Genomic DNA, 14682 nt, shown 5'->3' with positions numbered 1-14682 from the left:
CAGTAACTTTACATAATGTTCATTCAGACTTTACATACAACCCTTATGATAGGAGTAGTTGATCGTTTAGAAAAATTATTCATAAGGGAGGAAACTTTATTGAGGGGAGTTATGTTGTGGCCAAAATTTTGCTCGTAGATGACGAAATTGGAGTTCAAGAACTCACTCGCGATGATTTGGAAAAAGAAGGGCATACTGTACTCATTGCTGTCAACGGTGAACAGGGATTAGATGTAGCTAGACGAGAAAATCCGGATCTCATCATAATAGATCAAACTCTCCCTTTGATTGATGGATTAGATGTTTGTAAGAAATTACGTGCATTAAATGAATTCTTATCTACGCCAATAATAATTTTAAGTGAAAGTGATGATGTAACAGATAAAGTAATTGGGCTTGAACTTGGCGCGGACGATTATATAACAAAGCCTTTCAATTCTAGAGAATTATCGGCGAGGATTAAAGCGAGACTTAGGGAAGTTCAACGGAAAGCTGAAGCTAAAAATTGTCCAATAAGGTGGAGAAACCTAGAAATTTGGCAAGAAAATTATCAAGTTACTTTAGATGAACAGCCTCTAAGCCTTACGGCGAAGGAGTTCGAACTGCTGGTTCTCTTTGTAACCAATCCTTACCAAGTATTTAGCCGCGAATACTTAATTCAGAAGGTTTGGGGCAATCTTTCCAGCACAGGGACCAGAGCTCTGGATGTGCATATAAGTCATTTAAGAAATAAACTTAAGTCAGTAGGACCAGTTCTTGATTCAGTTAGGGGAGTTGGATATCTTTTTATCCGTCGAAAGTAGCTAAAACTTTAACTTAAACTTTACATTTAGTTCATTAAGACTTTACAAACATTTTGTATAATCAATTTGCACTTAAGATTAAAACTTAAGAAAAAATTAAGGGGGAAACAAACTTGTTTAAAACGAAATCTAAGATTGCTCTTGTAAGTACAACTTTAATTGCTTTACTAACACTGGTCGGATGTGGCCAAAAGGCAGATCCAACAACACCTGCACCAGCCCCAACTGTTGAGAAGAAGACGATTTCTGCTGCTGGCTCTACAGCCCTCCAACCACTCGTCAAATTAGCTGCCGATGAGTTTATGTCAAAAAATGCAGGAGTACAAGTTAACACTAGCGGCGGTGGATCGTTTACAGGACTGAATAATGTAGCAAGTGGTTCTATAGATATCGGAAACTCAGATGTTGAAGTTACTAATGAACTAAAAGACAAAGGATTAGTTGATCACCAAGTTGCGATAGCACCTTTTCTAATTATCGTTAATAAAGATGTCACTGTGGATAACTTGACTAAAGAACAACTAACAGACATCTTCACAGGGAAAATTACCAACTGGAAAGATGTTGGCGGCAAGGATTCCAAAATATCGATTATTGGTCGTGCAAAATCTTCCGGTTCTCGTGCAACCATCAGTAAAATTGTGATGGACGGAAAAGATTTTACTGATGCAGCAGCTGCTCAAGACTCAACTGGAAACTTAATTACTGGTGTAGCACAAACTCCGGGAGCAATCGGTTATTGTGATGCAGCTTACTTGAAAGATACGGTTAAGGCATTGAAGTACAATGGCGTAGAATACAGCGTAGAAACAGTTGTTAATGGACAGTATCCTATCTATGCCTTTGAACACATGTATACTAAAGGTGAGCCGACAGGTACTGTAAAGGCATTCTTAGATTATATTATGAGTAAAGAATTCCAAGAGAAGAATGTAGAAAAAACTGGATTTATCCCAGTCAGCTTGCTTAAGAAATAATCGTGACTTTAGCAGGTGGCCACATACTTCATTGCTACAAAAGCAACTCAAGCGCTATGCCATCCTGAAGGAGGAACGACTGAAAGATTCGAGATCCTTCCCTAACGCAAGGATGACATAATAATCTTTCGTTTAGTAACGCGGGTAACGTATGGGAATTCTGAAACGATGGATAAACGACAGAGATAGGAGCAAGGTTTCCCTTGCTCCTATCTCTACGAGTAGGATTAAATAATTATTTAAAGTCTATAGCAAACTTAACCTAAACTTTACACTACCTTAATCGACAGTTTACACAAATAAGCTAGAATAAATCGTGCTGAATAATTTAATAGTGAAGTTTGTTGTTATTTAGCAGTTTGAATAAATGATTAGTAAAGGCTGGAGGTGTAAAAGGTTGACGAACCGTAAGTCCTGGGTTTATCTTAATGATCGTTTAGCACGATACTTGTTTATCAGCAGCGCGATTTTAGTTTCACTGATTATCTTATGTATTATTTGGTTCGTTGGTATGCAGGGCTTATCCACGTTTAAAGAGGCCAGCATCCTTGAGTTTTTTACGAGTAGCAAATGGAGTCCTGATAATGGTCAATTCGGAGCCCTCACGTTCATTGCTGGTTCCATTGGGACGACTATAATTGCAATACTACTTGGAGGCCCACTAGGACTAGCAGGAGCTGTATTTTTAGCAGAGATTGCTCCTCCGTGGGTACGCTCTATTATGCGCCCGGCAACTGATCTATTTGCTGGGATTCCATCGGTGGTTTACGGTTACGTTGGGATTACAGTCATCGTAAGTTTTACAGGAAAGATTACCGACTCCCCAACCGGGTACGGCATGTTAGCAGCAGGGATTGTATTAGCTATTATGATTTTACCAACGGTGATAAGTCTTTCGGAAGATGCTTTACGCTCTTTGCCGAGAACCTATAAAGAAGCTTCACTAGCCTTAGGAGCAACTCGCTGGCAGACAATTCGCAGGGTCTTGGTACCAGCAGCATCTCCTGGAATATTAACAGCAATCATTTTAGCAATGGCTAGGGCCATAGGAGAAACAATGGCAGTACAGATGGTTATTGGAAATTCTCCACGCTTCCCTGATTCATTAGGCAGCCCTACATCCACGTTGACCAGTAATATTGTTATGGAAATGGGCAACACTCCCTTTGGATCAACTTGGAATAATGCCTTATTTATGATGGCATTTATTCTTTTGATCATTGCCCTTATCATGATAATTCTTGTTCGAACAGCCTCACGAAAGGGGGCAACACGTTGAAAGCTCATCAATCAGATCGTTTAGCCAGTGCTTTACTTTGGGTAGGAGCCTTAGCCATTGTCACGTTACTTGTTGCTTTTTTAATTTTAATTCTAGGTAGAGGTCTACCCCATCTAACGGTTGAGTTCTTTAATGGTCCTGATGGCGTAAGAGGTCAATTATTCAATTCCTTTTATATATTATTCCTTTCCTTAGTGTTTTCTCTCCCTGTCGGCTTAGGTGCGGGGATCTATATGGCTGAATATGCTCCAAAAAACAAACTTACGGATCTAATTCGCTTAAGCACAGAAAGTTTAGCAAGCGTTCCCTCTATAGTATTTGGTCTCTTCGGCATGATACTGTTTGTGAACATGTTGGGCCTAGGATTCACCATCTTAGGAGGAGCGGCCACTCTTGCCTTACTGAATTTACCGATTTTAGTGCGTGTTACGGAAGAATCCTTGCTTGCAGTGCCTAGAAGTTATCGAGAGGCTAGTTTAGCTTTAGGAGCTACTATGTGGCAAACCTTGCGAAAAGTCATTCTACCTACTGCGTTGCCTGGACTTATCACAGGAATAACCCTCGTCGCTGGTCGTGCCTTAGGAGAAACAGCCATTTTAATCTTTACGGCGGGGATGAATGTATCTCGAATACCCTTTGACGTAAATCCTCTGGCAGCCGGAGAGACCTTGGCGGTCCATTTATTTGCTGTAAAGTCGAATCCACTGCCAGGAACCAATGCTGATCAAATTGCTGATGGGACAGCCGCTTTACTAATCATCATGGTAATTGTATTTAATATATGTTTGACAATACCTAGTCGTTGGCTGCAACATCGGCATCAAGGAAAAAATAAGGCATAGTACTAGAAGGGGATGAGGAGAATTAACATGGACAAGATCGTAGTTGATAAACTGGATCTCTTTTACGGTGATCAACAGGCTTTAAATAAGATATGTTTAACAATGAAGGAGAAAAGTGTGACTGCCTTGATCGGTCCCTCGGGCTGTGGCAAGTCGACATTCTTGCGAACTCTTAATCGGATGCAAGACTTAATACCAAGTGTTAAGATTTCAGGTAAAATAACGATTGACGGGCAGGACATATACGCTCCTGATACCGATGTTGTATTACTTCGAAAAAAGGTCGGCATGGTTTTTCAAAATCCGAACCCATTTCCTAAGTCAGTGTTTGAAAATATCGCTTACGGTCCTAGAATTCATGGGGAATCCGATAAGAAACGATTGAATGAGATCGTAGAAACCAGTTTAAAAGATGCCGCTTTGTGGAATGAAGTCAAAGATCGCCTCCATGAATCAGCACTAGGACTTTCAGGTGGTCAGCAACAACGTCTTTGTATTGCACGCCTCTTAGCTGTAGGTCCAGAAATTTTATTGATGGATGAACCGACATCAGCCCTCGATCCCATCTCTACCATGAAAATTGAGGAATTAATTGCAGAATTGAAGGATAAATATTCAATTATGATCGTTACTCATAATATGCATCAAGCGTCTCGGGTTTCTGACCGAACTGCATTTTTCTTAAGTGGAGATTTAATCGAAGAAGATGTAACCAGTATCCTCTTCACTCGCCCAGCTAAGAAAAAAACCGAGGACTATATATCCGGTCGGTTCGGTTAATACTTTTTGTTTATTTATATCACTGATTTTGAGAATCTTACTTGCCTCTATATTTTTATAGGAATGACGCTTATAATTAAACCATTTAATCAAACCATTTAAAGAGAGGAGGGCAACAGAAATGCCAACTCGTCAGAAATTCGATCATGAATTAGAGGAACTTCGAACAAACATCCTTAACCTAGGGAATATGGTGAACCAACAAATAGCGGATGCCGTACGTGCTTTGATTAACCAGGACCTTGAACTAGCTAACGCTATCGTAGTAAAGGATATTGCACTCAATGATTTGCAAGCAATTATTGAAGAAAAATGTATTCTTCTTATAGCAACTCAGCAACCTTTTGCTCGAGATTTACGTAAGCTTGTGGCTGGCTTTAAAATTTCCATCTACCTCGAGAGAATGGGTGACTTATCAGTTGATCTCGCAAAGGTAACTATCAGAATAGGGGAAGAAGAGTTTATTAAGCCCATCGTTGACATTCCTCGTATGAGTGTATTGGTTCAAGAAATGATAGATATTGGACTAAAAGCATATGTTGATGAAGATTGCGGTGCTGCCTCAGAAATGTCATTGATTGATGATCAGATAGACAAAATTTACTCGGGTGTCTTTGGAGAACTTAGGTCTATCATGATGGAAGACCCTAATAAAGTGACCCAAGCTAATTACCTACTCTTTGCTAGTCGCTTTTTAGAACGACTAGGAGACTACTGTACAAATATTGCTGAGGAAATCGTCTATATTTGTAACGGTAAAAGAATGGATTTGAACGAGTAATAACAAACAGTATTTACTATGCCAGTTAGAAGCTCTATATATTTATGAAAAAACAAATCACTAAGGTTAATATTTGACCTTAGTGATTTGTTTTTTAGCCATAAATTCACAGTGTGATCAAAAACACATCAATCGTTTAGTATATTTGCTACACTAACTCAGAAAGATAAAGTAAGTTCTCATTCATAATTCTGAAAATCTATGGGGGAATTAAATTGAACCAAAGTGGCTTTCAAATCGAACACTGTCGGTCGAATTGCTCAAAATCTGCTTGCGAATGGAACGACCTTCTTGAAGCATTGAGAACCAAACTTGCTGATTTAAAGATAAATGAAACTCTTGAACAGAAGTTTCATCCCATTTTACATCACCATCTCCCGAAGATTGGCTTGGCAGGCTGTCCCAATGGCTGCTCCCAACCAGATATTAAAGACTTTAGTATTTCCGGATATGTAAACCCTTTAATTACCGATGCTCCATGTTTGCAATGTGAAGTCTGTGTCCGTTCTTGCTTAGAAGGAGCTATTTCATTACAACCGAAGGGTATAAGCATTGACAAGGATCGATGTCTTTCCTGTGGGAACTGTCAAAGGGTTTGCCCTTCAGGGACGTTGACAAGAGGAGAAAGTGGATGGATCTTACGCCTTGGCGGTCGAGTAGGGCGACATCCAAGATTTGCGACATTCATCGGAAAAGTTTCAACGATTGATGAAGTGGTCGAATGGGTTTATAAAACCGTCCTCGACTATATGGAAAATGGCGAGGCACAAGAGAGACTAACACACTTTCTTGAACGCAAAACTATTTCAGTTTAGAGAGCGAGAGCGGGCTGCTCGTTCGCGAATCCATAAACTTAATTCATCTGTATTTAGAACTGTAATCTTCTTCTTTTTAATCTCGATTAATTTTATGTCCTTTAATTCGGTTAAAATTCGGCTCACAGACTCTCGAGCAAGACTGCACATTCCTGCAAGTTCCGTAGCGGATAGGGGAATAGTAATCAATACACCGTTCTGTGTCTTTAGCCCATGTACATGCGCTAAAGCAAAAAGCTTAGCACCTAAACGTAGACGAGCATCTCCAAGTGATAGATTTTTTATTTGTCGGTAGGAGCGGCGTAAATCCAGGGCAAGTTCACGGTAAAGAATCCACAGTAAGGATGGACTGCTTTCCAGGAATCGCATAAAGGTTTGCTGGTCTAAAGCTAAAACCTCCGTATCCTCAATACAAAGAGCAGCATGAGGATAGGGTTTTCCGTCGAGAATTATTTCTGGAAAAAAAACTGGCGGCTTCAGAACGCGGATTATCTTCTCAGTGAATTCACCCATTAAGTATAGTCGAATTCTTCCCGAGATAAGGAAATAAACCGTTGTTGCCTCATCCCCAGAGAAATAAAGGTATTGTTTGGGTGCATAGTGCCGAAGTCTTCCATGTGATAGGCAGAAGTCTACAAATTCAGGCGTCATTTTGCCTGAGAATAGTTTTGTGGATAAAACCTCTCGCAGGTGTTGCTCATTTAGCATTCTATTCCTCCAGACTATTTGGGACATTCATATCTGCAACTTGATGTTCACTTCTATGTTTATTATAGCACGCCAATTGAATATGATCTTAAATTTGAATGACATTTATTTTACATTAAAAACCAGCATATCAATGTCTGCTAAGGGAAAAATAACGTTAGGATTCGCTTAGTAGGAAAAGGGAGGGTCACATAAATGGGTGCTCACAAGAAAGTATCACGTCCTAAATCTCCAGTAACTGTAAGAGATCCACATTATCAAGAGTTTGACACGCATAAAGAGCGTAATATTCAAAACACATTACCACATAAAACCTACTAATACCTTATTAAAATGGAGTGAGCTGAGAAGCCACTCCTATTTTTGTTCTTTATAATTATTGATAATGTTTCAATCACAAATGTAATTGGCTGAAAAGAAGGATTTGTCTGATTTTAGTCGAATATACAGAAAACAAGATTAATAATGGTTAGGTAAAAGTTGACCAAATTTGGTTTGTAAATCATTAGTAGAATCAAAGTACTATATGATTTATTAATTGTGGCCATATTGACTTATTGAGCACTCAATGCTAGTCTTAGTTTGTGAGAAGCAACAATATAATAGCTTGTGCATTTTATTACGTTCACTAGGTCAATGTTTTAATCTTGAATGACCCATTCGATTAAATATGTGAAAGAAATCTTATTTATGCGTTCATCCAAGGATTTTGCCGGGAACTCTGCTTAGCCTGTGTCTAGTCAGGGTCTACAATACTTGTGTTGGAAAATAAATTCCTTCTCACGCATTTATGGGGGGTGTTATGAAAAAAAGACAGACGTTTTAGGGACCTATTGGAAGAGGACTTTATGAGTCAGAGACGAAGTTGTTTTGAGTGGAGGCTCGTCACCTCGTCTATCAATGGTACCAGTGAGACTTAATGAACCAGAGTCGTAATCTTAAGTATTTATTTTGTTGCAGTAAGGGGGAAACAGTGTGAATATTGTCGTTTTCATCAAACAAACATTTGATACTGAGGCAAAAATCGTACTAGATGGTAACGGTAAAATCGATGCCAATGGGGTTAATTTAATTATCAACCCTTATGATGAATTTGCCATTGAAGAAGGAATCAGGCTTAAGGAAAAATTTGGCGGTGAAGTAACCGTAGTAGCTATGGGAGGTCCACGTGCCCAAGAAGCTGTCCGCACTGCATTGGCAATGGGGATAGACAAAGGTGTATTGGTCAATGATCCAGAAGTTGACAATACGGACGAGTGTGGCAGAGCTGCAATTCTAGCTAAAGCAGTTGCTCAAATCCCTTATGACATAATCTTAGCCGGTCGTATTGCCATTGATGATGGTGCAAGTCAAATTGCTGTTCGTTTAGCAGAGGCATTAAATGTTCCTTCGGTCAGCAGTGTACTTAAGCTCGAAATTGCTGGAACACAAGCAACTGTAACTCGCGAAATCGATGGTGGAACAGAGTTAATTGAAGTTAGCCTTCCAGCCGTTATCACTGCCCAAAAAGGGCTGAATGAGCCTCGCTATCCATCTGTTGCTGGTATCATGAAAGCTAAGAAGAAACCATTAAAAACCTTAACTGTTGCTGATCTTGGATTAAGTGCCGGAGATCTTGCCCCAAAAATGACGGTAAATGAATTTAGTTTACCTACTCCTCGTAAGGCGGGACGAGTGATTCCTGGTGATGCAGCACAAGCTGCAAGTGAATTAGCAAAACTCTTGCGTGAAGAAGCAAAGGTTCTGTAAAAGGAGGAATTAAACATGGCTAAAGGGATTTGGGTAATTGTCGAACAACGCAACTTGCAAATTCGTAAAGTTTCATTAGAACTTCTCAGCCAAGGCCGAAAAATTGCAGATGAGACAGGAGAACCTTTGGTAGCTGTTGTTCTCGGTCAGGGTATTGATGGATTAGCTCAAGCTGCCACCGAATGCGGAGCAGATAAAGTTATACTTGTTGATGACGCTAAGCTAGCTGAATATACAACAGGAGCCTATACTTCTGTCCTAAATAAACTCATTCGTAAAGAAGAGCCTCAGGCTGTTTTACTTGGAAATACCGCTGTTGGTAAGGACCTTGCTCCACGTTTAGCTCAACGACTTGGCGTTGGCTTAGCTTCCGACTGCACAGGTATGGAAATTGACCCCAGTAACTTCCTGAACTTCAAACGTCCTATTTACGCAGGTAAAGCATTTGCTCACCTTACATCAAATGTTCGCCCAATTATGGCTACGATTCGCCCCAACACGTTCCCTGTAGCTGCTCCAGATGCTGCACGTCAGGCTGAAGTGGTCAAAGAAGCTGCAGAGATTGATCCTTCTGACCTAATTGCCATCCTGAAGGAAGTTGCCGTTGCTGCTTCCAAACGTCCAGAACTTACAGAAGCAAATATCATTGTCTCTGGTGGACGTGGTATGAAAGGTCCTGAAAACTATGTTATCCTTGAAGAATTAGCAGATGTAATCGGTGCTGCTGTTGGAGCATCCCGTGCTGCTGTAGACTCAGGTTGGAAGGAGCACAAGTTCCAAGTTGGACAAACAGGCAAAACTGTTGCTCCTACCCTCTATATTGCTTGCGGAATTTCTGGAGCAATCCAACACTTAGCTGGTATGGGGTCCTCAAAATTCATTGTAGCTGTAAACAAAGACCCTGAAGCTAACATCTTCAATGTTGCTGATTATGGTATCGTTGGAGACTTATTCGAAGTAGTTCCCTTATTGACTGGAGAGTTTAAGAAACTCGTCAATGAATAAGGAATAGCATTTAGCGAAGCGCCTCTCAAGGCGCTTCCTTAAATAAAAGGGTGAGGAGAGGAAAGAATGGCAACACGTCAAGTGTATTGGAACATTGAAGGACATAATTGGCTTTATTTATTCTTTATCATTGCTCTTGCTATCTTTGGCTATGGAGTCTATAAACGGCTTCAGCTCTGGAAACTGGGCCAGCCTGAGAATCGATGGAAAGATATATGGCCAGGAATTAAAGACGTTCTTGTTTATACCTTTGCCCATAAGCGAATTCTTAAGGACGGTTATCCTGGATTAATGCATGCTGGCATATTCTATGGATTTTTATTTCTAGCTTTTGCCACTGCCGTTATCACAGTACAAGCGGATTTCTCATTAAACATATTTCATGGTTGGCTTTATCTTTTCATTAAAGTAACAGCTAACTTATTTGGACTTGCAGCTCTTATCGCCATCCTCATCGCTGCTTACAGACGGTATATTCAAAGACCCGATCGTTTAGATAATAAAGCAGATGATGCTATCACCCTTGCGTTATTATTTGCTATTCTTTTGACGGGTTTTGTTATCCAAGGAGCACGTATGGCTGTAGTGCCTGATCCTTGGGCAGCGTATGCCTTTGTTGGACAGTGGATGGCTGTTCCATTAAAAGCCTTACTTAATGAAGCCCAACTCTTGTCCTTACACGTTTTCCTCTGGTGGCTCCATCTTGTCTTAGCGATGGCCTTCATTGCATATTTCTCATACTCTAAGCTTTTTCATATTCTATTGGGACCACTCAATCAGTTCTTCCGTAATCGTGGACCTATTGGGATACCTGAACTCATTGACTTTGAAGATGAGAACCTTGAAACCTTTGGTAAAAGCCAATTACGTGAGTTTTCTTGGAAAACATTGTTCAATACGGATGCTTGCTTGCGTTGCGGACGTTGCCAAGATAACTGCCCTGCTTACCTAAGCGGTAAACACTTAAGTCCAAAACGTATTATTCAAGATATGCGGGTTCTGATGGAAGAAACCGGTGCGGCTCTCCAAGTTGAAGCAAAAGGATTAGCCCAGGCTGCCGGTCAAGAAGCTGCTGCTGCAAGCGAGGCTGAAGAGACTGAAGAGTGGACTGGTAGAGCCCTCATTGGCGAAGTAATCCCTGAGGATGATCTTTGGGCTTGTACAACCTGTCGTTCTTGCGAACAACAATGTCCAGTGTTCGTAGAACATGTTGACAAAACGATTGATATGCGTCGTAACCTTGTTCTCATGGAGACACGGTTCCCATCTGAGGCTCAACTTGCCTTCCGTAATATGGAAAATAACGGGAACCCATGGGGGATTGGTTGGAGTACACGTGCTGATTTTCTTACAGGCCTAGGGGTTAAAACGTTTGAAGAAGCCCCAGACGCTGAGTATTTATATTGGCCCGGTTGCTCCGGAGCATTTGATGCACGTAATCAAAAAGTTTCAGCAGCCCTTGTCAAGTTGCTCCAAGCTGCAGGTGTTAATTTTGCAATACTTGGAAATGAAGAAAAATGCTGCGGTGACTCCGCTCGTAAGTTAGGAAATGAGTATTTATTCTATTCCTTAGCCACTGAAAACATTGAGGTTATGAATGGTTATGGCGTTAAGAAAATTATTACTCAATGCCCACACTGCTATAACTTCTTAAAGAATGAATACCCACAATTCGGTGGAAACTTCGAAGTTATTCACCACACGGTCTTCCTGTTAGACTTGGTCAAATCCGGAAAACTAAAACTATCGAACTCTGATGGAAAATCAGTGACCTATCACGATTCATGTTACCTAGGCCGCTATAATGAAATTTACGAACAACCACGTGAATTACTTAAAGCAGTCGGGTTAAGTCTCAAAGAAATGTCACATACCGGCGAGAAAAGTTTCTGTTGTGGAGCTGGTGGAGGCCGTATGTGGCTGGAAGAACACGAAGGACAACGTATTAATGAAATGCGTACAGATCAGGCTATCGCTGTTAAACCTGACTATGTTGGCACCGCTTGTCCGTTCTGTCTTACTATGTTTGCCGACGGAATTGCTGCACGAGAAGCTGGGGAACAAATGAAGGCACTAGATGTAGCAGAGATTTTAGAAAAAGCGTTGTAAAACCAGTATCGAAGAATTACCGAAGACCAACTGATCATGATCAGTTGGTCTTTTCATATATTTATCTGAAGTATAAGGTTTGAGGTACCCTTTTACTTATGTCATCCTGAGCGCAGCGAAGGATCTTATTAACCCAAGTTTTCGGAAGCGGGATAGATTCTTCACTGCGTTCAGAATGACAAGCACCTTCGTTTCGACATTACCCTAAATACCCAGGCGCATGTCTCGGTATTTCTTAGAAATTACTGCAGCAGTATACCTGCAAGAAAGTAAACGCCTGCGAAGACAGTGTCTGCAAAAAGGACTTATACGTGCGAAGACAGTGTCTTCGCGCGTTATGAATATTTTAGAAAACAGGAACTAAAACTAGTCTATCTGAATAAAAATGGTGTGCAGACGCTAAAGAGGAAAGGAGATTTCTACATGTCTAATGCACATATAAAGAAGATGTTTCCTGGTGCCGTTACATCCCAAGGATTTTACTCATTCTATCACTATTTGATTGAACAAGACGCCAACCATATCTTTGTTCTCAAAGGGGGACCCGGTGTAGGGAAATCATCCTTTATGAAAAAGATTGCTCAAGCTATGTTAGATCGCGGTTACGATATTGAGTATCATTGTTGTTCTTCGGATAATGGATCGATTGATGGAGTTGTCATTCCTAAACTTAAAATTGGTTTATTAGATGGAACAGCACCTCATATCGTGGATCCGAAAAACCCAGGCGCAGTAGACGAAATTATCAACCTTGGTGAATATTGGAACGAAGACATGCTTAAAAAAGCCAGAGATAAAATTATCGCCTGCAGTGCAAAGGCCTCAGGTTATTTCCCTCGAGCGTATTTTGCCTTAAAAGAAGCTGAAATTGCCTTAAGTGAGTGGAAACATTATACCTCATCCTACCAGGATTGGAATCAGATTAATCAGATGACCTTACGAGTTCAACGAGACATCTTTAAAATCCCCCCTAAAGATCGGAGTAAAGAACGTCATCTATTTGCTTGGGGTCATACTCCGCAAGGAAAAACACAGTTTATTGATTCGCTGCTAAAGGGAACAGAGACTCTCTATATACTCAAAGGGCAACCGGGAACGGGAAAGTCCACATTCCTTTCAAAAATTGCACAGCGAGGAAAGACTTACGGCCTAGATATTGAGTATTATCATAATACCCTTGACCCTGAGCAATTGGACCTTATTATTCTTCCAGATCTTCAAATAGCCATGGTTATTGATGCTGAACCCTATGCTTATACTCCTAATTTTAACGGTAAAAGGATAACCCTGGATTTTGAAGAAAGTGTTGATAAGAGTCAGCTAATAGAAGACTGCGGAGAAGATATTAGGGATTGTCAGATCAGAGTAAATCAACATATTACTAGGGCCCTTAAACATTCTTCAAAAGCGAAGGCTACTCACGACTTACTAGAAACGTACTATGTTCCAGCGATGAATTTCTCGAAAGTTGAGGAAAAACTTAAAACAGTGTTGGATAGGATCCTGGAATATGATGTAGAAGAAGCTGTAGCCGTTGTTACTACAAGCCCAAAAACAAACTCGTAATTAATAAAGTGTTCGTACTGAACTTGCAATTCTTTGCAAGTTTTTTTCTTTTTAGGGAATTATAAAAAAGATAAGATCATAACCTGTAAATAGTTTAATCTCTTTATTACAAAATGGTCCTTTATATAGATACAAAGTAACAATATCAAATATTTAAGGAACTGGTTACCTATAAATCTATGTAGTATAAGAGAGTATTGTTTGAATGACAGATTTTGAAATTCTAGGAGGTTTAACAAGTGAGTATAAACGTAGCAATTAACGGGTTTGGTCGAATCGGTAGACTTACTTTGAGAGCAGCCCTTAGTCAGACTCTGCCTTTCAAAGTGGTTGCCATCAATGATTTAGGAAGTCCGGATTTATTAGCCCATTTGTTTAAGTATGACTCAGTTCACGGAGTTCTTTCTAATTCAGTTGAAATTGATGGAAGTACTATGATGATTGACGATCAACGAATAGAAGTTTTAGCTGAAAAAAGTCCATTAGATTTACCATGGAGTAGGCTAGGAGTTGATATCGTTATTGAGTCAACCGGGCGTTTCACGAAGCGAGAGGATGCGGCACAACATCTCACTGCCGGAGCTAAAAAAGTGCTTATTTCAGCTCCGGCAAAAGACGAAGACATTACAATCGTTATGGGTGTAAATGATAATCTTTATGATCCACAAAAGCATCATATTATTTCAAATGCATCTTGTACATCGAATTGTCTTGCTCCAGTCGCTAAGGTATTATTAGAAACCTTTGGAATAGAACAAGCAATGATGACAACAACTCATTCAGTTACAAATGATCAACGTATTTTAGACTTAGAACATAAGGACTGGCGTCGATCTAGAGCTGCATATCAATCCATGATCCCTACAACCACCGGAGCCGCTAAAGCAGTCAGTCTAGTAATACCAGAACTAAAAGGGAAAATGCATGGACTCGCGGTAAGAGTACCAACTCCCAATGTTTCCTTAGTCGATTTTGTCGCTAATTTAACTAAGCCTACTTCTCGAGACGATGTAAACGCTGCTTTACAGCAAGCAGCCCAGGGTAATTATAAGGGATATTTGGCTTATACTGAATTACCACTTGTTTCTCGTGATTTTAACGGGAATTCTGCCAGCGCTATTGTAGACGGATTATCGACCATGATGATGGGAGATCGCATGGTTAAAGTTTTAGCCTGGTATGATAATGAATGGGGCTATTCGAATCGCATTTTAGATTTGGCAAAGCTTATTGTAACAAAAGGGTTGTAGCTAGAAGGAGGATATAGG

At 40.3% G+C, this 14682-nt stretch carries 13 protein-coding genes; 12 read left to right on the top strand and 1 reads right to left on the bottom strand.

Going from position 1 to position 14682, the window contains the following annotated elements; genetic code table 11:
* The first annotated feature begins 116 nt into the window (after positions 1 to 116).
* From HGJ98_RS02525 to HGJ98_RS02495, 7 genes are all read left to right on the top strand, one after another.
* The gene (locus tag HGJ98_RS02525; protein ID WP_291349418.1) at positions 117 to 803 is read left to right on the top strand and encodes a response regulator transcription factor; all 687 of its coding nucleotides are present in this window, start codon (positions 117 to 119) and stop codon (positions 801 to 803) included.
* A 113-nt stretch (positions 804 to 916) separates the two neighbouring features.
* Entirely contained in the window at positions 917 to 1780 is an 864-nt protein-coding gene (locus HGJ98_RS02520; RefSeq protein WP_291349417.1) for a phosphate ABC transporter substrate-binding protein, read from the top strand.
* A gap of 397 nt (positions 1781 to 2177) precedes the next feature.
* Positions 2178 to 3059: a phosphate ABC transporter permease subunit PstC gene (gene pstC, locus HGJ98_RS02515; RefSeq protein WP_291349416.1), complete on the top strand. Its 882-nt coding sequence runs from the start codon at positions 2178 to 2180 to the stop codon at positions 3057 to 3059.
* Positions 3056 to 3901 (top strand): phosphate ABC transporter permease PstA, encoded by an 846-nt coding sequence (gene pstA / locus HGJ98_RS02510; RefSeq protein WP_291349415.1) that lies wholly within the window; start codon positions 3056 to 3058, stop codon positions 3899 to 3901. Before pstC ends, pstA begins: the two co-directional genes overlap by 4 nt.
* 27 nt (positions 3902 to 3928) lie before the next feature.
* The gene (gene pstB, locus HGJ98_RS02505; RefSeq protein WP_291349414.1) at positions 3929 to 4681 is read left to right on the top strand and encodes a phosphate ABC transporter ATP-binding protein PstB; all 753 of its coding nucleotides are present in this window, start codon (positions 3929 to 3931) and stop codon (positions 4679 to 4681) included.
* Between the two features lie 121 nt (positions 4682 to 4802).
* The gene (gene phoU / locus HGJ98_RS02500; RefSeq protein ID WP_291349413.1) at positions 4803 to 5462 is read left to right on the top strand and encodes a phosphate signaling complex protein PhoU; all 660 of its coding nucleotides are present in this window, start codon (positions 4803 to 4805) and stop codon (positions 5460 to 5462) included.
* A gap of 215 nt (positions 5463 to 5677) precedes the next feature.
* Positions 5678 to 6277, top strand: a complete 600-nt coding sequence (locus HGJ98_RS02495) for a 4Fe-4S dicluster domain-containing protein (protein WP_291349412.1) — start codon at positions 5678 to 5680, stop codon at positions 6275 to 6277.
* On the opposite strand, the gene HGJ98_RS02490 is transcribed toward HGJ98_RS02495, so the two are convergent.
* A complete protein-coding gene (locus tag HGJ98_RS02490; RefSeq protein WP_291349411.1) occupies positions 6269 to 6985 on the bottom strand; it encodes a Crp/Fnr family transcriptional regulator in 717 nt (238 codons plus the stop codon). The two genes, HGJ98_RS02495 and HGJ98_RS02490, sit on opposite strands and share 9 nt — an antisense overlap.
* A 975-nt stretch (positions 6986 to 7960) precedes the next feature.
* Here HGJ98_RS02490 and HGJ98_RS02485 point away from each other — a divergent pair.
* From HGJ98_RS02485 to gap, 5 genes are all read left to right on the top strand, one after another.
* The gene (locus tag HGJ98_RS02485; RefSeq protein ID WP_291349409.1) at positions 7961 to 8734 is read left to right on the top strand and encodes an electron transfer flavoprotein subunit beta/FixA family protein; all 774 of its coding nucleotides are present in this window, start codon (positions 7961 to 7963) and stop codon (positions 8732 to 8734) included.
* A gap of 15 nt (positions 8735 to 8749) precedes the next feature.
* Positions 8750 to 9739 carry an electron transfer flavoprotein subunit alpha/FixB family protein gene (locus HGJ98_RS02480; RefSeq protein ID WP_291349408.1) on the top strand — a complete coding sequence of 330 codons (990 nt, stop codon included), beginning with the start codon at positions 8750 to 8752 and terminating at the stop codon, positions 9737 to 9739.
* A 66-nt stretch (positions 9740 to 9805) separates the two neighbouring features.
* Positions 9806 to 11848 carry a heterodisulfide reductase-related iron-sulfur binding cluster gene (locus HGJ98_RS02475; RefSeq protein WP_291349407.1) on the top strand — a complete coding sequence of 681 codons (2043 nt, stop codon included), beginning with the start codon at positions 9806 to 9808 and terminating at the stop codon, positions 11846 to 11848.
* A 423-nt stretch (positions 11849 to 12271) separates the two neighbouring features.
* Positions 12272 to 13414 carry a PRK06851 family protein gene (locus tag HGJ98_RS02470; RefSeq protein ID WP_291349406.1) on the top strand — a complete coding sequence of 381 codons (1143 nt, stop codon included), beginning with the start codon at positions 12272 to 12274 and terminating at the stop codon, positions 13412 to 13414.
* Between the two features lie 239 nt (positions 13415 to 13653).
* Complete coding sequence (gap, locus tag HGJ98_RS02465; RefSeq protein WP_291349405.1) at positions 13654 to 14664, top strand: type I glyceraldehyde-3-phosphate dehydrogenase; 1011 nt, start codon at positions 13654 to 13656, stop codon at positions 14662 to 14664.
* The last annotated feature ends 18 nt before the right edge of the window (positions 14665 to 14682 follow it).

Source organism: Desulfosporosinus sp. (genome assembly GCF_014237355.1).
GTDB lineage: Bacteria > Bacillota > Desulfitobacteriia > Desulfitobacteriales > Desulfitobacteriaceae > Desulfosporosinus.
The sequence above is the reverse complement of the archived record's forward strand: the minus strand, read 5'-3'. Positions and strand labels throughout refer to the sequence as shown.